Raw genomic sequence first — 20179 nt, 5'->3', positions numbered from 1 at the left:
CGCAGCATCGTTTGCATCGATCGACGCTTTTACATTATTTACAATTTTACAGCTGGCGCTTGTCAAGTCGGATACATGTTAACCCGTTTCCATAGCTTGATTATTCATTTCCCCTCGAAGATTTTTGCGCTGCGATGTAAATATTTTCACATCGCCTTCCGGCAATTCGCAAATCAGCGAGTGGCGCAGGCAACAAGAGTTCGACATGGAGGATGGATTATATGACTGACTTTTACAATCTCGTTCCGAGCGCGCCAAAGGGCCGCTACGACGGCATCACGCGTCCCTATTCGGCGGAAGACGTGAAGCGCCTGCGCGGCTCGGTCGAGATCCGTCACTCGCTCGCCGAAATGGGTGCGAACCGCCTGTGGCAACTGATCCACCAGGAGGACTTCGTCAATGCGCTCGGCGCGCTTTCGGGCAACCAGGCGATGCAGATGGTCCGCGCGGGCCTCAAGGCGATCTATCTCTCCGGCTGGCAGGTCGCAGCCGACGCCAACACCGCTTCGGCCATGTATCCCGACCAGTCGCTCTATCCGGCCAATGCGGCGCCGGAACTTGCCAAGCGCATCAACCGGACCCTGCAGCGCGCCGACCAGATCGAGACGTCAGAGGGCAAGGGGCTTTCGGTCGATACCTGGTTCGCGCCGATCGTCGCCGACGCAGAGGCCGGTTTCGGCGGCCCTCTCAACGCTTTCGAGATCATGAAGGCCTTCATCGAGGCGGGCGCTGCGGGCGTCCACTACGAAGACCAGTTGGCGTCTGAGAAGAAGTGCGGCCATCTCGGCGGCAAGGTGCTGATCCCGACGGCCGCCCATATCCGCAACCTCAACGCAGCCCGGCTTGCCGCCGACGTCATGGGAACGCCGACGCTGGTGATCGCCCGCACCGATGCAGAAGCGGCCAAACTCCTGACCTCCGATATCGACGAACGCGACCAGCCTTTCGTCGACTACGATGCGGGGCGCACCGTGGAGGGCTTCTATCAGGTCAGGAACGGGCTGGAGCCGTGCATCGCGCGCGCCGTCGCCTATGCACCGCACTGCGACCTGATCTGGTGCGAAACCTCCAAGCCGGATCTCGAACAGGCGCGCAAGTTCGCCGAGGGTGTCCACAAGGCGCATCCGGGCAAGCTGCTGGCCTACAACTGCTCGCCGTCGTTCAACTGGAAGAAAAATCTGGACGACGCGACGATCGCCAAGTTCCAGCGGGAGTTGGGCGCGATGGGCTACAAGTTCCAGTTCATCACGCTCGCCGGCTTCCATCAGCTGAATTTCGGCATGTTCGAGCTGGCGCGCGGCTACAAGGATCGACAGATGGCCGCCTATTCGGAGCTGCAGGAGGCGGAGTTCGCCGCCGAGGTCAACGGCTATACGGCGACCAAGCACCAGCGCGAAGTCGGCACCGGCTATTTCGACGCCGTATCGATGGCCATCACCGGCGGGCAGTCGTCCACGACCGCAATGAAAGAATCGACGGAGCACGACCAGTTCCGACCAGCCGCGGAATGAACGGCAGATCAGGAGGCGAGATCGCGCCCTCGCCCCCGCCTCTCCCCGCATTCGGGGAGAGGCAGAGACGTAAAGCGCACCCCCAGGACCAAACTTTCAAGAACCCCGATCAAAAGAGGAGAAATGCCATGACCGTCCAGACCCGTGTGAAGGAAAGAGCAGAGGAACAATCCTCGGCGATGACGCCGGACCAGCAGGCGCTGATCCGCATGGTCGCGAACGATCTTCACCGCCTGAACCATGCCGTGATGAAGGCCGTAGAGGCCGGGGTCTCTGTCGAGCTCGTGCGTTCGGCTCGCCACCACGGCGGCGACGGCAACTGGGGCGACCTTCTCATCCCCGTGATCGTCACCCAGGGCCGGGCGTGACGTCCGCTGGCGGATGACCTCAGACTGCGTGGCGGGCCGGAACTCTCTCCGGCTCGCCTGCGTGACTATCGCCGTCCACGCAGGCCGCAGCTCGCGCCGGTCTTTTTGATTGCACAACCGACCATAATACCCCTTTAATTGAGTTCAGCATCAAGGCGGAGGAATGTCGGGTCGCAGATGGCGGTGGCAAGTTCGGCAGAACTGACTGATCTGATCTATGGCAGCCTGTTTGGCGAATGCAGCTGGCAGGACTTTCTCGATCGGCTTGCGACGACCCTGCCAAACGGCAAGTCCGCCTTTCACTACCAGGACATCGGTTCGCCGGTTGCCCATGTCGGCTACGTATCCGGCTTCAGCAGCCACGAACTTGACCAGTTCCACCGGCATTTCGCTGCCATCAACCCCTGGGTGCCCGGAACGCTATCGGTGCCGGTCGGCCAGGGCTTGACCGCGGAGAGCATCGTCCCGCGCGCGGAACTGGCCAAGACGGAGTTCTACAACGACTGGCTCAAGAGCCAGACCGGCTGCGAGACAAGCATCGGCGTCACCATCGTGCGAGACGATACCCGCACCTTCATCCTCTCCACCTGCACCTCCTCCACCGACAGCGACTTCAATCACAATGCAGCCGGGCTCTATACCGAGCTTGCCCCGCATCTCAGGCGCGCGGTCGATTTCGCCCGGCGGGGCGATCTGGTGTCCGGCGAATGGCGCGCAGGGCATGCGCTTTTCGAAGCGATCGGCGCGGGCCTGATATACGTCTCCGAGAGGGGAAGCATCCGCACGCTGAACGACCGGGCGCAATGCATGATCGCGGAGGGAGAAGCGGCGACGGTGACGGCAGGCGGCAAGCTTGCACTGAAAAGCGAGCGAGCCGCGGAAACGCTGAGATTTCTGCTGTCACGGCAGGGATTGCAGCATAAGCCCTACGTCGCGGTGGAGAAATCCGCCACCGGAGCGAATTACAAGCTGACGCTCTTGCGCATGAAGTCCGATCCTTTCACCGAACTCCTCAACGGTCCGACGGTGGCCGTCATCATCGAACCGGGCGCTGCCGCGCACCAGAGATGTGAGCACATCCAGGCCCGCTACCGGCTGACGCCGAAGGAGGCGGAGATTTCCTCGGCAATCGCCGCGGGCCTGTCGCTGAAAGAGATCGCCCTCGGCGGCGGCCTCAGCTACGAGACCGTGCGCTCGCATGTGAAGAACATTTTCAGGAAGCTCGAGGTCAGTTCCCAGGCCGCGCTCGTGGCACGGCTGCTGGAGTAGCGGTTGCCCGGACGGGTCAGTTGCTTCTTCACTTCTATATCCGGACCATCCGCAGCCACTGGTGCTTCAGGCGGCGTACCTCCGCGCCGCGCTGCCTTGCTCTGCCAGGCGGAACTGCGCGACCAGCGCCATCAGTGCGTCGGCCTCGTCCGCGAGCTTGCGGCTGGAGGCACTCGTGCTCTCCACCATGGAGGCGTTCTGCTGGGTCATCTGGTCCATGTGGTTGACGGACGTATTGACCTCCTGCAGCGCTGCGGACTGATCGCGGCTGGCCGTGGCAATGGTCTCGACGTGCTGGCTGACGGCTGCCACCTGCGCACTGATCGTGGAAAGCACGGCACCGGTATCCTGAACGAGGCGGGAGCCCGCCTCCACCTCCTGCGTCGAACGCTCGATCAGGGACTTGATCTCCCGCGCCGCCTCGGCGGAGCGCTGGGCGAGTTCGCGCACCTCCTGTGCAACGACGGCAAACCCCTTGCCGGCATCGCCGGCGCGCGCCGCCTCTATGCCTGCGTTCAGAGCCAGGAGGTTGGTCTGGAAGGCGATATCGTCGATCACCTCGATGATCTGCTCGATCTTGCGCGAGGCCTCTTCGATGCGGCCCATCGCAGCGATCGCGCTGGAGACGACGAGGCCGGATTCGTCCGCGGTCCGGCGCGTCTCCGTGACCCGGAGGTTGGCTTCCTGCGCCCGATCGGCGGAAGCGCGGACGGTCACGGTGATCTCCTCGACCGCGGCAGCGGTCTCCTCCAGCGAGGCGGCCTGGGACTCCGTTCGCCGCGACAAGGCTTCGGCGGACTGCCGCATGTCGCCACCGCTTTGCTGGATCGACGCCGCGTTGGCGCGAATCTGCAACAGCGTATCCTGAAGCCGCGCGAGCGAAGCGTTGAAGTCGCGACGCAGATCGTCGAGCCGCCCTGCAAACGGGCTGTCGATACCACGGGAGACGTCACCCTGTGCCAGGCGGCCAAGGCCTGTGGCAAGTTCGTCAACCGCGAAAGAGATCTCGCGGTCGGTCTGCTGCTTTTCACCATCCGCGCGCGTCCGCTCCCGGGCCGCTTCTTCCTGCCGGGCAGCGGCCTCGCGCTCGGCCGAGATCTTGCGCACGGCATTGTCACGGAAGACCTCGAGGGCGCGGGCGATCTGGCCGAACTCGTTGGCTTTATCAAGACAGGGGACCTCGGCCTCAAGCCGTCCATCGGCAATGTCACGCACTGCAGCGATGAGCGAACGCAACGGCCGCACCGAACGCCTCACGGTGGCATAAGCCAAAGCGCCGAAGGCAAGCAGGGCAAACAGCCCGGCCGCGACCGCCATGACCTGCAACGTGTGGATCTTGGCAAAATAGACTTCCATGGGGATGCCGATGAACATCGTCCCGACATTGGCTCCCCCTTGCGCCTTGATCGGGAAGTAGCCGGTCATGAACTGTTTGCCGAACAGCTCGGCGGGACCATAGTAGGCCTCGCCTCTGGCAAGAGCAGCCTGGGCGGGGTGATCGGCCGCAAGCCTGGTGCCGACTGCGCGGCTGCCGTCTTCCTTCTTCACGTTGGTGGAGACGCGAAGATAGTCGGCGCCCTCCCTGCGGAAGATGGTGGCGACGCCGGCGATCGATTGCGCCGTCCGGTCGACGAGACTGTGGTTGACAAAGTCCGACACCGATTCGGCCTGCACTGAAACGAGTGTTCCGCTCGCAATGTCGATCTTCGACCCCTCGATATCGCCCGCCAGCAGCACCGCCATGTTTCGGCTGGCGTCCCGCGCATCGGTGGCTGCCTCCTGCAGGACGTACTGGCGCAGGTTGTAGTGCATGACGCCGACGATGACCGCACCGGTGAGAAAGATGAGACCGATCGTCATGGCCACATACTGAGCAGCGATCGAGGTCCTGACCATTCGAAACATAAGACACTCCTGGATATCGAGAGCTTAGCTTAGGCTGCACTTGATAAGAAAAACTGAAGGTTGCGCCTTAAGTCTGACAATTGACAATTCCGCTTTTCCGCCGCTCGACGGCAGGCAAGCACGCAAAACGCCGCCCCACATGGCTGCGGGACGGCGTTTCGAGGAAACAGAGCTGCGCGACGATCAGGCCGCTTCGTAGGTCGGGTACTTGCGGGCGTCGGCAGCCTCCAGCCGGAACTGCTCGACAAGCATCATCAAAGTGTCGGCCTCGCTCGAAAGCTGGCGGCAGGCGACCGTGGTCGTCTCCACCATGGCTGCGTTCTGCTGGGTCATCTGGTCCATCTGGTTGACCGAACCGTTGACCTCGTTCAGCGCCACGGCCTGGTCGCGGCTGGCTGTCGCCATCATGTCCACATGCTGGCTGACCGATACGATCTGCTGGCTGATCGACGCCAGCACCGAGCCCGTCTCCTGCACCAGCCTTGCGCCGGCGTTGACCTCCTGCGTGGACTTCTCGATCAGGACCTTGATCTCGCGGGCGGCTTCGGCCGAACGCTGCGCCAACTCCCGGACCTCCTGCGCGACGACGGCGAAGCCTTTGCCAGCCTCGCCCGCACGCGCTGCCTCGATACCGGCATTCAGCGCGAGAAGGTTGGTCTGGAAGGCGATGTCGTCGATCACCTCGATGATCTGCTCGATCTTGCGAGACGCATCCTCGATGCGGCCCATGGCCGAGATGGCGTTGCCGACGACGGCGGCCGAGCTGTCGGCGTTGCGTTTGGTCTCGACGACGACGGCGTTGGCCTCATGGGCCCGCTCTGCCGACGCTTTGACCGTCACCGTGATCTGGTCGACGGCTGCGGCGGTTTCCTCGAGCGAAGCGGCCTGCGCTTCCGTGCGCTTGGAAAGCTGGTCGGAAGAGCCGCGCAGTTCGGCACCGCTCTGCTGGATCGACAAGGCGTTGTTGCGGATCTGGCCGAGCGTGTCCTGCAGACGTGTCAGCGACACGTTGAAGTCCTGCCGAAGCTGCTCCAGTCGGCCGGTGAACGGGGTATCGATCTGGCGGGACAGGTCGCCCTGCGCCAGCCTGCCGAGACCTGCAGCGAGCGCGTTCACGGCAAAATCGATCTGGTGATCCAGTTCGCGCTTCTCCGCGTCGTTCTTCTCCCGTTCCGCATCGGCCGCCGTGCGCTGCTGCTCGCTCTCCGCCTCGATGCGGATCTTCGACAGGGCGTTTTCCTTGAACACGCCGAGCGCACGGGCCATGTCGCCGATCTCGTCGCGGCGCGCGCCGCCGTCGATGGCGGTATCGAGCACGCCGTCGGCCAGCCGGCGCATTGCCGCCGTGATCTGGCCGATCGGCCCCTTCAGCGTCAGCACCAGGGCACCGCCGGCAAGCAGCGCGATCACGATGCCCGAAACCGTGGCCAACACCGACACCTGGTTCGCCTTCTCGCTCTCGACGGAGGCATTGTTCTTCTGGCCTTCCGCAAAGGCGGTCATCTGCCCCCAGATCCGGTCGATGTCGGCGGCAGCGGCGGCAAACTCGGCCTCGCGCTTGTGGCTGATCTCGACCAGGGCAGCGCTGTCCTCGTCCATCTGCCGGATCATCGGCGCCAGCGAGGCGATCAGCTTCTCGAAGAAGGGGAGTTCGGCCGCGGTATTGGACAGGCTCTGGACATCGGCCTCCATCACCTTGAACTCGCGCACGAGCCTGTCGCGTCCCGCCTGGTCGGGCCGCTGCAGGAAACCGGCGGCGGCGATCCGGATCGAGTAGGCCGAATTCACGAGCTTGCGCGTGACGGCCAGCAGCGCGCCAGCCTTGACCAGCGGCGCATCGAGCTTTGAAAAGGTGATCGTCGCGTCGCGCATCTTCAGGGCGGCAGCACTCTGCAGCTGGATCCCTGTCTGGCGGAAGCGCGCGATGAGGCGGCCGATCGCCGCTGCATTTTCCTCGCTCTTGTCGCCGCTGGCGGAAAGCTTGCCGATCTCGTCCACCGTCTTCTCGAACGTCTCGTGGACAGCCTTCTGGTTGGCAGGAAGGCCGGTGCGGACACGGCGCGTCAGCTTGACCAGCTCTGCCTGCGCGTCGGCGGCAACCTTGATCTTCTGTTCGGCGTCGGGTGCCCGGGAAAAGCTTGCCGAAAACGCGTTCAGCGCGTCGCTTGCGGATTTCAGACGCTCCGCCTCACGCAGCAGGGTCTTTGCCGCCTCTTCGTCCTTGCGTACGCCCCGCTCGATGCGGGTCGCCTCCTCCAGCACCTTCATCTGCTCGCCGAGCAGGCTGGCGAGGCTCATTTCCATCGACCGGCGCAAGGCGAGTTCGTTTTCGTACAGCGTCCAGAGCTGGCCGACGCGCTCGCCGATCATCGTGCTGCCGTCGACGGCCTCCTGCAGCTGCCGCCGTCCGGCCTCGTCCTCGACCTGGGCAAATGTATCCGCCAGCAACTCCTGCTGCGCGTCGATCGTTCTGGTTACGGCGTCACGCGTCTCCTCAGACGTCTGCTGCAGGAACGCGTTCATTCCCGCATAGACGTCCTTGAAGCCGCTCAGCGACTGCAGCACGCTGTTTGAGATTTCCATGCGTCCCTGCAGCATGCCCGAAGCATAGAGGCCGGTGAGGCCCACGGCGCTGATGCTGACGACGAAAGGAAGAATGAAGAGAACGACCTTGGTCTGAATCTTGAAGCGGGCAAGCACCCTGTCGATGAACATCGGGCATCACTCCCTGCGGCCGACCGCCTCCCCCCGCCCGCATCTTCACGGGTCTCCCAGGGGTCGGTCATGCGAAATTGATCTGAAAAAATACGGATTTTCGCCGTTTGACCCGGGCGCAATCATTGCAGGACCGCTGCGCATTCGGCGCGGTTCGGGTCAGTATCCGGCAATCATGGGGGTGAAGTTTTAAGAAACTTCAAACGATTAAAGCGATTGATCATACTTTTGCCGCGCGGCCCCAGGCTCGGGCGGCCGTTTGCTGGCCGGTCAGTAAATCCAGGCGATCGATACTGTAAGGAGCGCCAGAAGCAGCGCAGCCACCGAGCAATTGAAGGCGACGCCCAGTGCGGCGCGGCGTTTTTCTTCGGTGGCGATGGCAAGCGCGCGGGCGACGGGACGGCGGTGTACTGCGGTCATGGCAAGACTCCGGTTACGAGCTACGGGCATCCCGGTTGATCCGGCCAGCCGGCCCACGTCATGTCATTTCGGCCGCTTTTCCGTTTCCCCGGACATCCGGAGAAACGGGCGGCGAAACGCCGGCTTGCGGCAGGATCGGCCCGCACCTCTTAATGAACCGTAAATCGGCCCTCGCCCAATTGCGACCCCTACTTTCGCAGGGCGCATGCACGCACCTGCGCAGGCCTTCAGACCGCCTGTCCAGCGGCATGACCGGAGGCCCAGGCCCACTGGAAATTGTAGCCGCCGAGCCAACCGGTGACGTCCACAGCCTCGCCGATGAAATGCAGTCCCGGGACCGATTTCGCCGCCATCGTGCGTGAATCCAACTCGTCGGTGTCCACGCCGCCCAGCGTTACCTCGGCGGTGCGATAGCCTTCCGATCCCGCCGGGCGGATCCGCCAGCGGCGGACATGATCAGCAAGCATCTCGATCTTTCGCCCCGCGACTTCCGCCAACGGCCCGTCGACGTCCGACTGGCTGACGAGGAGCTGCGCGAGCTTGCGGGGCATATGCTCCGACAGAACCGTCTGCACCGCCTGCCGGCCATTTTCCTTTCGCGCCGCCGCCAGAAGGGCGGCAAGATCGACATCCGGTTGCAGGTGCAGCGTGATTTCGTCGCCTTCGCGCCAAAATGACGATATCTGCAGGATGGCCGGGCCGCTCAAGCCGCGATGGGTAAAAAGCATCGCCTCTCGAAACTCTGTCTTCCCGTGACGCGCGACCACCTCCACCGCGACCCCCGGCATGCCCTCGTGTGCGGCGAGAGACTGGGGATCGAGCGTCAGCGGCACGAGCCCCGGCCGCGTCTCCACCACGCGCAGGCCGAAGAGCTCGGCGATACGGTAGGCAAAGCCTGTCGCACCCATCTTCGGGATCGACTTTCCCCCGGTCGCGATGACGAGCGAGGCGGCGTCGACGGGACCGCCGCTCGTGGAAACACGGAAGCCGGTCGCCGTCTTCTCGACGGACGACACTTCCGTCATCAGGCGCAGTTCGGCACCGGCATCGCGCATCTCCTTGAGGAGCATGGCGATGATGTCCTTGGCAGAATGATCGCAGAAGAGCTGCCCCAGCGTCTTTTCGTGCCAGGCGATGCCGTGCCGCTCGACGAGGCCCAGGAAATTGCGCGGCGTGTAGCGCGCGAGGGCGGATTTGCAGAAATGCGGGTTCTGCGACAGGAAATTCCTGGGCTCCGCATGGATGTTGGTGAAGTTGCAGCGGCCGCCGCCTGAGATGCGGATCTTCTCGCCGGGCGCACGGGCATGGTCGATCACGAGCACGCGCCGTCCACGCTTGCCCGCCTCGATCGCGCACATCATGCCGGCAGCACCCGCACCGATGATGACTACGTCCGTCTTTTCCGCCACGCCGCATCGTCCCTGTTTCGGCCTCTCCCTTTTCCTTTCGTTTGCCGAAAGTCAACCTGCACCGCGCCAGCCGGCCGTATCCGCCCGAGAAAGCTCGCCTTTCGGCATTTCGCCCCCCTAGCCAATGCCCAAACTCCGGATATGATGACCCATCCGAAACCAACCCCGGTGTGTCATGCCCTCAAAAAAGACCGTTGCCTCCACCGTCCAGAAAGCCAGCCGCTCCTCCAAGATCCCTCCCGCCCTGAACTCGCTTCGCGGCGTCAACAACTGGAAAGAGGCGTCCGACTGGCTCAAGCTACGAGGCATCGAAGACGTGGAGTGCATAACCCCGGACCTTGCGGGCGTGCCGCGCGGCAAGATGATGCCGTCGTCCAAGTTCACTTCCAACACCTCTCTGGCGCTGCCCTCCGCGCTCTACCGTCACACGATTTCCGGGGAGTACCCGGAGGAGACCGGCAACTTCCGCTATGAGCCGCGCGACAGCGACCTCAAGCTCGTTCCCGACCTCTCGACGCTTTCGATCGTACCCTGGGAGAGCGACCCGACCGCGCAGGTCATCTGCGACATCGTCGGCTCGAATGGCGAGGATGTTCCCTACACGCCGCGCAACGTGCTCAAGAACGTCGTGCGGCTCTATCGCGAGCGCGGCTGGCGACCGGTCGTGGCACCGGAAATCGAATTCTATCTCGTCGCCCTCAACGACGACCCGGACTATCCACTGCACCCGCCGAAGGGGCGCTCGGGACGCTCGATCCTGGGCGGCCAGGGCTATTCCATCGCCGGCATCAACGAGTTCGACGAGTTGATCGACGACATCTACCATTTCTCTGAAAAACAGGGACTGGAGATCGACACCCTCATCCACGAGGAAGGGCCGGCGCAGCTGGAAATCAACCTTCGCCACGGCGATCCGATCGAGCTTGCCGATCAGGTCTTCATGTTCAAGCGCACGATCCGCGAGGCGGCGCTGAAGCATGGCATCTATGCGACCTTCATGGCCAAGCCGATGCAGGGCCAGCCCGGCTCGGCGATGCACATCCACCAGTCGGTGGTGGACATCAAGACCGGCAAGAACGTCTTCTCCAATCCCGACGGCTCGGCATCGAAGGAGTTCTTCCAATTCATCGGCGGCATGCAGCGCTATGTGCCTGGCACACTGGCGATGATGGCACCCTATGTGAACTCCTATCGCCGACTGACGCCAGACATGTCGGCGCCGGTGAATGTCGCCTGGGGATACGACAACCGGACGACCGCATTCCGTATTCCGGTGTCGGACGCCGCCGCCCGGCGCGTCGAAAACCGCCTGCCCGGCTCCGACGCCAACCCCTATCTGGCGCTCGCCGCCTCGCTCGGCTGCGGCCTGCTCGGGATCATGAACGAGGTGGAGCCATCCGCGCCGACGGAGGACACCGCCAACGAAGGCTCAATCGACCTGCCGCGGAGCCTCCTGGAAGCGGTTTCGCTGCTGGAATCCGATCCGGCGCTCCACGACGCCTTCAGCCCGGAGTTCATCGGCCTCTATGCCGGCGTCAAGCGCGGCGAGTTCGAGACGTTCATGCAGGTGATCAGCCCCTGGGAACGCGAGTTCCTGCTGCTCAACGTCTGAGCCCGCGCCCGACCGGCCGTCGGCGCCGCCCGCTTGTCACGGGGCGCCGGCGCCGTTGGCCGATACGCATTCCCTTCCAGCAACGATCGTGACCGAGAGCATTCACATGTCCTGGCAAAGCCCGATCTCCCCCGGCATATCCTGGTACGAAAAGACCGTCGGCGATCGCCCCGAATATCCGAAGATGTCCGGCTCGTGCGAAGCAGATGTCGCCATCGTTGGCGGCGGTTTCACCGGTCTGCAGGCAGCCTACAATCTTGCGCGCAAGGGCGTGCGCGTCGTCCTGGTCGACGCCAACCGTTTCGGCGACGGCGCATCCGGGCGCAATGGCGGCCAGCTCGGCACCGGCCAGCGCTCCTGGCCGGAGGAACTGGAGGAGGAGCTCGGCTACGAGCGTTCCAAGGGTCTCTTCGACCTTGCCGAACACGCCAAGCGCCACCTTCTGGACTTTGCCACCGAGCAGGATCTCGACATCGAGTTCATGCCCGGACAGATGAACGTCTCGCACAAGAAGGCGCTCGAGGCGGACTACCGCGCCAATCCGGAAATCGCAGCCAGCCGCTACGGCTATACGCAGTCCACGTTCATGGACAGGGAAGAGACGCAAGAGCGGCTCGGCTCGAAATTCTATCTCTTCGGCGTGCGCGACACCGGCACCGGACATATCCACCCGATGAAGCTGCTCGTCGGCATCGCCAAGGCGGCGAAGGCGGCGGGCGCGACGCTGCACGAGCAGACGCCGGCGCTCAAGATCGAGCGGGCCGGCGGCAGGGCCGTCATTTCGACCGCAAGGGGCACGATTACCGCCGACAGGGCCCTGATCGCCTGCAATGCCTATATCGGCAACCTGGAGCCAACGACGGCCGCCCATGTGATGCCGATCCGCTCCTTCATCGGCGCCACCCCGGTACTCGACGCCTTCCCGAAGATCATTCCCGGAGGCGAGTCCATCGCCGATTCGCGCTTCGTCGTGCGCTACTTCCGCAAGAGCCGCGACGGGCGGCTGCTGTTCGGCGGGCGGGAGGCCTATACGGCCGACAACCCCAGCGACATGTCGGTGCATATCCGCCGGCAGATCGCCGAAATCTATCCCGAACTCGCCGACATCGCCATCGAGCATGCCTGGGGCGGATCGGTCGGCATCACGATGCCGCGCAAACCCTACGTGCGCGAAGTCATGCCCGGAATTACCTCGATCGGCGGCTATTCCGGCCATGGCGTGATGCTGTCCAACTACTGCGGCAAGCTCTATGTGGACGCGCTGACCGGCGGAAGCGCCGAACTCGACATGCTGGGTTCGCTGAAGATTCCGGCGTTTCCCGGCGGCGCCCGCCTGAGAACGCCGCTCCTTTTCCTGGCCATGACGTGGTATGCCATGCGCGACAGGCTCTGACGCAATCCCGGCTATTTTGTCGCGCTGCACTCTGGCCTTTTTAAATCGATTAGATTATAACGCCACCAACGCGAACCAGATAGAGAATTGCAATGAGCAGCCAAATCATCCCCGTGGAGCCGTTCGACTACGTCGTCTTCGGCGGCACCGGTGACCTCGCCGAACGCAAGCTCCTGCCGGCGCTGTATCACCGGCAGATCGCGGGCCAATTTACCGATCCGACGCGCATCATCGGCGCGTCGCGCGCGGCCATGACACACGAAGCCTATCGTGAGTTCGCCACCAAGGCATTGAAGGAATTCCTCAAGCCCGGCGAGTTCGACGACAAGGAAGTCAAGATCTTCACCGACCGGCTGTTCTACGTCTCGGTCGACGCCAAGTCCGAGCAGGGCTGGGACGATCTGAAGAAGATCCTCGATGAGGGCAAGGATCGCGTGCGCGCGTTCTATCTGGCCGTCGCACCCGCGATCTTCGGCGAGATCGCCGAGAAAATCCGCGACCACAAGCTGATCACCAAGCAGACCCGCATCGTCGTTGAGAAGCCGATCGGCCGCGACCTGGCGTCGGCCACCGCGCTGAACGATACGATCGGCCGGGTGTTCCGCGAAGACCAGATCTACCGGATCGACCACTATCTCGGCAAGGAGACGGTGCAGAACCTGATGGCGCTAAGGTTTGCCAACGCCCTCTACGAGCCGCTGTGGAACTCCGCCCATATCGACCACGTGCAAATCACGGTGGCAGAATCGGTCGGGCTGGAAAGCCGTGCAGGCTACTATGACAAGGCCGGCGCGCTGCGCGACATGGTGCAGAACCATATTCTCCAGTTGCTCTGCCTCGTGGCCATGGAAGTGCCGTCATCGATGGACGCCGAAGCCGTGCGCGACGAGAAGCTGAAGGTGCTGCGCGCGCTGAAGCCGATCGACGACTACAATGTCGAGCGGCTGACGGTTCGCGGACAGTACCGCGCAGGCGCCTCTGCCGGGGGACCGGTCAAGGGCTATCTCGAAGAGCTCGAGGGCGGCGTCTCCAACACCGAGACCTTCGTTGCCATCAAGGCCGAGATCGGTAACTGGCGCTGGGCCGGCGTGCCCTTCTATATCCGCACCGGCAAGCGTATGGCGAGCCGCGTCTCCGAGATCGTGATCACCTTCAAGCCGATCCCGCATTCGATCTTCGAACCGGCCGCAGGCCGCATCGAGGCCAACCAGCTGATCATCCGGCTCCAGCCGGACGAGGGTGTCAAGCAGTGGCTGATGATCAAGGATCCGGGTCCGGGCGGCATGCGGCTGCGCAACGTCTCGCTCGACATGACCTTCGCCGAGGCTTTCGAAACGCGTAACGCCGATGCCTATGAGCGGCTGTTGCTGGACGTTGTGCGTTCGAACCAGACGCTGTTCATGCGCCGCGACGAGGTGGAGGCGGCCTGGCGCTGGGTCGATCCGATCCTCAAGGCGTGGGACAGCACCGGACAGACGCCGCAGGGCTACACCGCCGGCACCTGGGGCCCGAGCCAAGCCATCGCGCTGATCGAACGCGACGGCCGCACGTGGCACGAAAGCTGAGGCGGGGCATGGCAACGAAAACCCACGAATTCGCCGATGCCGCCTCGCTGGCGAAAAATCTGGCCGAAGCCGTCGCCTCGGTGCTGAAGGTCGCGATCGCCGAACGCGGCGCGGCAACCATCGCCGTTTCCGGCGGCTCGACGCCGAAACGGTTCTTCAAGGCGCTGTCGGCGCACAAGCTCGACTGGTCGAAGGTCACCGTGACGTTGGTCGACGAGCGGTTCGTGCCAGCTGACAATCCGCGCTCGAACCACCTGCTTGTCGCCGACAACCTGCTGCAGGGCGAGGCTGCCAGCGCGCGGTTCCTGCCGCTCTATCACGCCGCGGCCACCGCGGACGAGGCGGCAAAGCTTGCAAGCACCGCCATCGCAAGCCTGCCCGCCCCTTTCGATGTGGTCATCCTCGGCATGGGCAATGACGGGCACACCGCTTCCTTCTTCCCCGGCGGCGACCGCCTGGCAGAGGCGCTTTCGAGCGGCACGCCGCGCGGCGTGATCACCATGGAAGCCGAAGGTGCCGGCGAGACCCGGCTGACGCTGACGTTCTCCAGCCTGCATGACGCCCGGTTCCTCGTGCTGCATATCGAGGGACAGGCAAAGAAGGACACGCTGGAAAACGCACTTGCCGATGGCGAGGAGAAAGACATGCCGGTGCGGGCGGTCCTGCGCCGGGCTGCCACGCCCGTCGACGTCTACTGGGCGCCGTAGCGCCCATCTCTGCCTTGCGGGCGGTTGCGCCCGGCACAAGGCAACAGCCGAAGGGTGCCACATCGCACCCCGCAGGCTTTACGCATCGGACCGCCCGTGAGGGCGTTTCGATGGCGCGTGACCATTGCAAACGAGCGAAATCAGGATAATCCCATGTCCGCCGATGCCCGTATTGAAGCCATTACTGCCAGAATCGTCGAGCGTTCGAAGCCCTTTCGCGAGCCCTATCTGGATCGTGTTCGCGCCGCCGTTTCCAAGGGCGTACACCGCTCCGTCCTCGGTTGCGGCAACCTCGCGCACGGCTTTGCGGTCTGTTCCCCCGCCGAGAAGACGGCGCTGGCAGGCGACCGCGTCCCCAATCTCGGCATCATCACCTCATACAACGACATGCTTTCGGCGCATCAGCCGTTCGAGACCTACCCTGCGCTGATCCGGCAGGCGGCTCACGAGGCCGGCGGCGTGGCTCAGGTCGCCGGCGGCGTGCCCGCCATGTGCGACGGCGTCACCCAGGGCCAGCCCGGCATGGAGCTGTCGCTTTTCTCGCGCGACCTGATCGCAATGGCGGCCGGCGTCGGGCTTTCGCACAACATGTTCGACGCGATCGTCTACCTTGGTGTCTGCGACAAGATCGTCCCGGGCCTGACAATCGCCGCGCTGACGTTCGGGCACCTGCCCGCCGTGTTCATCCCCGCCGGCCCCATGACCTCCGGCCTGCCCAACGACGAGAAGGCGCGGGTGCGCCAGCTGTTTGCCGAGGGCAAGGTCGGCCGCGACGAACTTCTGGATGCCGAGTCCAAGTCCTATCATGGGCCTGGTACCTGTACGTTCTACGGCACGGCGAATTCGAACCAGATGCTGATGGAGATCATGGGCTTCCATATGCCCGGCGCCTCCTTCGTCAATCCCGGCACGCCACTGCGTGATGCGCTGACCAAGGAAGCGTCAAAGCGCGCGCTAGCCATCACGGCGCAGGGGAACGAGTTCACCCCGGCCGGCGAAATGATCGACGAGCGCTCGATCGTCAACGGCGTCGTCGGACTGCACGCGACCGGCGGCTCGACCAACCACACCATGCACCTGATCGCGATGGCGCGCGCGGCGGGCATCGTTCTGACCTGGCAGGATATCTCCGAGCTCTCCGACATCGTGCCGCTGCTGGCGCGCGTCTATCCGAACGGGCTTGCCGACGTGAACCATTTCCACGCGGCTGGCGGCATGGGTTTCCTCATCAAGGAACTGCTCAAGGCCGGATATCTGCATGACGACGTGCGCACCGTCTACGGCCAGGGCCTCAATGCCTACACGATCGAGCCCAGGCTGGGCGGGGACGGCAATGTGCGCCGCGAGCCGGCACCGCATGTCAGCCACGATCCGAAGGTGCTCGCCAGCACCGAGCATCCGTTCCAGCACACGGGCGGGCTGAAGATGCTGTCCGGCAATCTCGGCAAGGCGGTCATCAAGACCTCGGCGGTGAAGCCGGAGCGACACGTCATCGAGGCGCCGGCCAAGGTCTTCCACGACCAGGCGGAGCTGAATGCAGCCTTCAAGGCGGGCGAACTGAAGGGCGACTTCATCGCCGTCGTCCGCTTCCAGGGCCCGAAGGCCAACGGGATGCCGGAACTGCACAAGCTGACGACCGTTCTCGGCATCCTGCAGGACCGCGGGCAGACCGTGGCGCTGCTGACCGACGGTCGCATGTCGGGCGCATCCGGCAAGGTGCCGGCGGCAATCCACGTCACGCCCGAGGCGATCGACGGCGGCCCGATCGCCCGCATCCGCGATGGAGACCTGATCCGGCTGGATGCCGTCAAGGGGACAATAGACGTGCTGGAGGATGCGGCCGCCTTCGCGGCCCGGCCACCGGCGACGGCGGATCTCTCCGCCAACGAATTCGGAATGGGGCGCGAGCTGTTTGCCTCGTTCCGCGCCATTGCCGGCCCGGCGGACCAGGGCGCGAGCGTCCTGTTCGCCTGAGGGCGCCTGGCTCATTCCAGCATGTAAATGCGGGACTGCGCGTCAGCCGCCGTAGATGTCCAGCGTGCGGTTGCGATGGTTTGGATGGGTCGAATAGACGAAGGCGCGGTTCAGGTCCTTATCGGCCAGCAGCCGAAGGAACCGCGCCTCGACGATATCGTTGGCGTGAACGCGCTGTGCGAGGCAGCCGATCATCGGGATGCGGGCACTGACAATGTCGAGATAGAAGTTTTTCGGCAAGTTGAACTTGGTCGTCATCTTCAGGATCGCACCGCTGCGCGAGAGCTTGATGATCTGGCAGCGCCGGGAAACAAGATTGACGATGCCGCCATTTTCCGTGAACTCGAGGCGAGCCTCGTTACAGGTATCCTCCATCGGGAAAGTCTTTTCCCGGTCGTACATGAAGGATTCTTCCTTGTTCAGGTAGTTCGTACGCTGCTGCAAGAACTGCATGCTCATTTCGGTATTCCCAAGCCTTCCCTGTGCCTCGGAAGCTAGGAGAAAAACCCTTAAGATGGGGTTGAATGCGGATCACCAGAATCCACACCCTGTTCCGGATCACTACAGCGCACGATAGCTGCGTCCATCCTTGTCGAAGAGGTGAAGCTTGCTGCGCTCGGCGGAAAAACGCACCCTGTCGCCACGCTTTACGGCGCGGATGCCGGGGATCTTCGCGATGATCGGCTCGCCTTCGACCAGGCCCTCTATGTAGAGCAACGTCACCTCGCCCAGGGCCTCGACGATAGACACCGTTCCTTCGAACAGGAAGTCGTCGCCCATGGTGATCTGCAGGTCTTCCGGACGGACGCCGAAGCTCGCATCCCTGCCCTGCTCGGCATCTTGCGTGGCGATGTCCAGCGTCGTCTTCATGCCACCCTTCAGCTCCACGGTGGTCGCATCGCCGGTCGCCACGATCTTCGCCGGAATGACGTTCATCGCCGGCGAGCCGATGAAGCGGGCGACGAAGAGGTTGGCGGGGCGCTCGTAGAGTTCCAGCGGCGCGCCCACCTGCTCGATGTGCCCGGCCGAGAGCACGACGATCCGATCCGCCAGCGTCATCGCCTCGACCTGATCGTGCGTGACGTAGATCATCGTCGTGCCGGCCATGCGTTCGGACAGCTTGGCGATCTCGATGCGGGTGGCGACGCGCAGCGCCGCGTCGAGATTGGACAAGGGCTCGTCGAACAGGAAGACCTTCGGGTTGCGGCAGATGGCGCGGCCGATCGCCACGCGCTGCCGCTGCCCGCCGGAAAGCGCCTTTGGCAGCCTGTCGAGATACTTGGTCAGCTGCAGGGTCTCGGCCGCGGACCGTACTCGGCGGTCGATCTCTTCCTTGCTTTCCTTGGCGATACGCATGCCGAACGCCATGTTGTCGTACACGGTCATGTGCGGGTAGAGCGCATAGGACTGGAACACCATGGCGATGCCGCGCTTGGAGGGCGGCACGTCGTTCACCCGTTCCCCATCGATCATCATGTCGCCGCCGGTGATGTCCTCCAGACCGGCGATCATCCGCAGAAGCGTCGACTTCCCGCAGCCGGACGGGCCGACGAAAACGATAAACTCGCCCTCCTTGATGTCGAGGTCGATCCCGTGGATCACGTCGACCGCGCCATAGGACTTGCGGATGTCCTTGAGTACCAGTCCGGTCATGCTGCTCCCCTTTCTTCTGATTATGCGAACCGGGCGAAAAACGCGCCCCATGCGTCCAGCGCGATCGTGGTGTCCTTCAGTCTGCCGTCAAAGCCGTGGCCTTCCAAGATCTCCATGGGTGCGGCCGGACGGTCCACTTCGCACGCTTCGCCGCCCATGTTGAACAGGCAGAGGATGCGCTCGTTGCCGTGACTGCGGACAAAGGAAACCACGGAGCCTTTTGCGGGCGCGAACTCGATCTCGCCCTTGGCAAGGGCTGGGTGCAGCCTGCGGAAGGCGAGGAAACGGCGGTAGTGGTTGAGCACAGAAGCCGGGTCCTTCTCCTGTTCGGAAACCGCTGCACTCAGATGCGCCGAAGGGACCGGAAGCCAAGGCTTCCCCGTGGTAAAGCCGCCATTGATGGCGGCACCGTCCCAGGGCATCGGCGTGCGGCAGCCGTCGCGCCCCTTGAAATCCGGCCAGAACTGGATGCCATAGGGATCCTGCAGATCCTCATAGGCGAGCTCCGCCTCCGGCAACGCCAGTTCCTCGCCCTGATAGATGCAGACCGAGCCGCGCAGCGACATCAGCAGCGACGCCAAGAGCTTGGCGTGTGCCGCGTGATCGGCCACGCCTGCGCCCCAGCGGCTGACATGGCGCACGACGTCGTGGTTGGAAAAGGCCCAGCAGACCCAGCCGTCGGGAGCCGACCGCTCGAGCGCATGCTGCACGTCGGCAATCGTCCCAGGCGTGGGGGCGTCCGGCGCCAGGAACTCGAAGGCGTAGCACATCTGCATCTTGTCGCCGCCGGAGGTATATTCGCCGGCGATCTCGAGGCCGCGCTGGCTGTCGCCGACCTCGCCGACGGCTGCAATCGCCGGAAACTCGTCCATCAGCGCGCGGAAGCGCTTCAGGAACTCGAGATTCTCCGGCCGGTTCTTGTCGTAGAGATGTTCCTGGTAATTGTAGGGGTTCACCGCGGGTGCCGTCTGGGCATTGCGCCGTTCGGGTGCGAGCGAAGGATTGTCGCGCAGTTCCCTGTCGTGAAAGTAGAAGTTGATCGTATCCAGCCGGAAGCCGTCGACCCCGCGTGTCAACCAGAAGCGGGCGACAGACAGCAATGCGTCCTGTACCTCCGGATTGTGCAGGTTCAGGTCCGGCTGCGACGTCAGGAAATTGTGCATGTAGTACTGCAGCCTGGTCGGGTCCCATTGCCAGGCCGAACCGCCGAAGATCGACAGCCAGTTGTTCGGGGGCGTGCCGTCCGGCTGGGAATCGGCCCATACATACCAGTCCGCCTTCGCATTCGCCCGGCTCGACCGGCTTTCCGCGAACCAGGGGTGCTTGTCGGAGGTATGCGACAGGACGAGGTCGATCATCACGCGGATGCCGAGCCGGTGCGCCTCGGCGACCACGGCATCGAAATCCGCAAGCGTTCCGAAGATCGGATCGACGTCCTCGTAGTTGGAGACGTCGTAGCCGAAATCCTTCATCGGCGAGGTGAAGAAGGGTGAGATCCAGATCGCGTCCACACCCAGCGAGGCAATGTGGGGCAGGCGTTCGGCAATGCCCTTCATGTCGCCGATGCCGTCGCCGTTGGTGTCCTGGTAGGATCGCGGATAGATCTGGTAGATCACCGCGCCGCGCCACCAGTCCTTGTCGACCGCAGGCAGGGATGCATTCGTCGTCGTCATCTGTA

15 protein-coding genes are annotated in these 20179 nt (G+C 63.7%); 8 read left to right on the top strand and 7 right to left on the bottom strand.

Translation table 11 applies throughout. The features are described 5' to 3' along the window. The first annotated feature begins 221 nt into the window (after positions 1-221). From aceA to CRO48_RS21845, 3 genes are all read left to right on the top strand, one after another. Positions 222-1511, top strand: a complete 1290-nt coding sequence (gene aceA, locus CRO48_RS21855; RefSeq protein ID WP_097141986.1) for an isocitrate lyase — start codon at positions 222-224, stop codon at positions 1509-1511. A 128-nt stretch (positions 1512-1639) separates the two neighbouring features. Beyond that, positions 1640-1879 (top strand): SMc00767 family acetate metabolism repressor, encoded by a 240-nt coding sequence (locus tag CRO48_RS21850; protein ID WP_097141985.1) that lies wholly within the window; start codon positions 1640-1642, stop codon positions 1877-1879. A 177-nt stretch (positions 1880-2056) separates the two neighbouring features. After that, complete coding sequence (locus tag CRO48_RS21845; RefSeq protein ID WP_097141984.1) at positions 2057-3148, top strand: helix-turn-helix transcriptional regulator; 1092 nt, start codon at positions 2057-2059, stop codon at positions 3146-3148. Between the two features lie 66 nt (positions 3149-3214). Here CRO48_RS21845 and CRO48_RS21840 read toward each other — a convergent pair whose 3' ends face one another. From CRO48_RS21840 to CRO48_RS21830, 4 genes are all read right to left on the bottom strand, one after another. Next, entirely contained in the window at positions 3215-5053 is a 1839-nt protein-coding gene (locus tag CRO48_RS21840; RefSeq protein ID WP_097141983.1) for a methyl-accepting chemotaxis protein, read from the bottom strand. A 183-nt stretch (positions 5054-5236) separates the two neighbouring features. After that, positions 5237-7768 carry a methyl-accepting chemotaxis protein gene (locus tag CRO48_RS21835; RefSeq protein ID WP_097141982.1) on the bottom strand — a complete coding sequence of 844 codons (2532 nt, stop codon included), beginning with the start codon at positions 7766-7768 and terminating at the stop codon, positions 5237-5239. Between the two features lie 270 nt (positions 7769-8038). After that, on the bottom strand, positions 8039-8188 hold the full coding sequence (locus tag CRO48_RS32320; protein WP_176526845.1) for a hypothetical protein: 150 nt from the start codon (positions 8186-8188) through the stop codon (positions 8039-8041). Positions 8189-8415: 227 nt separating this feature from the next. After that, a complete protein-coding gene (locus CRO48_RS21830; protein WP_097141981.1) occupies positions 8416-9597 on the bottom strand; it encodes a BaiN/RdsA family NAD(P)/FAD-dependent oxidoreductase in 1182 nt (393 codons plus the stop codon). A 175-nt stretch (positions 9598-9772) separates the two neighbouring features. Between CRO48_RS21830 and CRO48_RS21825 the strand changes: the two genes are divergently transcribed. The 5 genes from CRO48_RS21825 (at position 9773) to edd (ending at position 16848) form a co-directional block, all read left to right on the top strand. Then, the gene (locus CRO48_RS21825; RefSeq protein WP_097141980.1) at positions 9773-11209 is read left to right on the top strand and encodes a glutamine synthetase family protein; all 1437 of its coding nucleotides are present in this window, start codon (positions 9773-9775) and stop codon (positions 11207-11209) included. Positions 11210-11315: 106 nt separating this feature from the next. Beyond that, on the top strand, positions 11316-12602 hold the full coding sequence (locus tag CRO48_RS21820; RefSeq protein ID WP_097141979.1) for an NAD(P)/FAD-dependent oxidoreductase: 1287 nt from the start codon (positions 11316-11318) through the stop codon (positions 12600-12602). 92 nt (positions 12603-12694) lie between these two features. Beyond that, positions 12695-14167, top strand: coding sequence for a glucose-6-phosphate dehydrogenase (gene zwf, locus CRO48_RS21815; protein ID WP_097141978.1), 1473 nt, complete (start codon positions 12695-12697; stop codon positions 14165-14167). Between the two features lie 8 nt (positions 14168-14175). After that, positions 14176-14874, top strand: a complete 699-nt coding sequence (gene pgl, locus CRO48_RS21810; protein ID WP_097141977.1) for a 6-phosphogluconolactonase — start codon at positions 14176-14178, stop codon at positions 14872-14874. A 153-nt stretch (positions 14875-15027) separates the two neighbouring features. Then, positions 15028-16848 (top strand): phosphogluconate dehydratase, encoded by a 1821-nt coding sequence (edd, locus tag CRO48_RS21805; RefSeq protein WP_097141976.1) that lies wholly within the window; start codon positions 15028-15030, stop codon positions 16846-16848. A 42-nt stretch (positions 16849-16890) separates the two neighbouring features. On the opposite strand, the gene CRO48_RS21800 is transcribed toward edd, so the two are convergent. From CRO48_RS21800 to bglA, 3 genes are all read right to left on the bottom strand, one after another. After that, complete coding sequence (locus CRO48_RS21800; protein ID WP_097141975.1) at positions 16891-17307, bottom strand: hypothetical protein; 417 nt, start codon at positions 17305-17307, stop codon at positions 16891-16893. 102 nt (positions 17308-17409) lie between these two features. Beyond that, positions 17410-18501: an ABC transporter ATP-binding protein gene (locus tag CRO48_RS21795; RefSeq protein ID WP_097141974.1), complete on the bottom strand. Its 1092-nt coding sequence runs from the start codon at positions 18499-18501 to the stop codon at positions 17410-17412. A gap of 20 nt (positions 18502-18521) precedes the next feature. Continuing rightward, on the bottom strand, positions 18522-20174 hold the full coding sequence (gene bglA, locus CRO48_RS21790) for a beta-galactosidase BglA (RefSeq protein ID WP_097141973.1): 1653 nt from the start codon (positions 20172-20174) through the stop codon (positions 18522-18524). Positions 20175-20179 lie beyond the last annotated feature (5 nt).

The sequence above is a fragment of the Rhizobium subbaraonis genome (genome assembly GCF_900220975.1).
In the GTDB taxonomy this organism is placed as follows: Bacteria; Pseudomonadota; Alphaproteobacteria; order Rhizobiales; family Rhizobiaceae; genus Mycoplana; species Mycoplana subbaraonis.
Note: the sequence above shows the minus strand (reverse complement) of the source record. Positions and strands in the feature narration are given on the sequence as shown.

Excerpts from the sequence above, each read along its gene's own strand:
- bglA (WP_097141973.1), bottom strand. The coding sequence starts at position 20,174 with ATGACGACGACGAATGCATCCCTGCCTGCGGTCGACAAGGACTGGTGG.
- CRO48_RS21800 (WP_097141975.1), bottom strand. The coding sequence starts at position 17,307 with ATGAGCATGCAGTTCTTGCAGCAGCGTACGAACTACCTGAACAAGGAA.
- CRO48_RS21795 (WP_097141974.1), bottom strand. The coding sequence starts at position 18,501 with ATGACCGGACTGGTACTCAAGGACATCCGCAAGTCCTATGGCGCGGTC.
- CRO48_RS21840 (WP_097141983.1), bottom strand. The coding sequence starts at position 5,053 with ATGTTTCGAATGGTCAGGACCTCGATCGCTGCTCAGTATGTGGCCATG.
- zwf (WP_097141978.1), top strand. The coding sequence starts at position 12,695 with ATGAGCAGCCAAATCATCCCCGTGGAGCCGTTCGACTACGTCGTCTTC.
- aceA (WP_097141986.1), top strand. The coding sequence starts at position 222 with ATGACTGACTTTTACAATCTCGTTCCGAGCGCGCCAAAGGGCCGCTAC.
- CRO48_RS21850 (WP_097141985.1), top strand. The coding sequence starts at position 1,640 with ATGACCGTCCAGACCCGTGTGAAGGAAAGAGCAGAGGAACAATCCTCG.
- CRO48_RS21835 (WP_097141982.1), bottom strand. The coding sequence starts at position 7,768 with ATGTTCATCGACAGGGTGCTTGCCCGCTTCAAGATTCAGACCAAGGTC.
- CRO48_RS21820 (WP_097141979.1), top strand. The coding sequence starts at position 11,316 with ATGTCCTGGCAAAGCCCGATCTCCCCCGGCATATCCTGGTACGAAAAG.
- edd (WP_097141976.1), top strand. The coding sequence starts at position 15,028 with ATGTCCGCCGATGCCCGTATTGAAGCCATTACTGCCAGAATCGTCGAG.
- CRO48_RS21825 (WP_097141980.1), top strand. The coding sequence starts at position 9,773 with ATGCCCTCAAAAAAGACCGTTGCCTCCACCGTCCAGAAAGCCAGCCGC.
- pgl (WP_097141977.1), top strand. The coding sequence starts at position 14,176 with ATGGCAACGAAAACCCACGAATTCGCCGATGCCGCCTCGCTGGCGAAA.
- CRO48_RS32320 (WP_176526845.1), bottom strand. The coding sequence starts at position 8,188 with ATGACCGCAGTACACCGCCGTCCCGTCGCCCGCGCGCTTGCCATCGCC.
- CRO48_RS21845 (WP_097141984.1), top strand. The coding sequence starts at position 2,057 with ATGGCGGTGGCAAGTTCGGCAGAACTGACTGATCTGATCTATGGCAGC.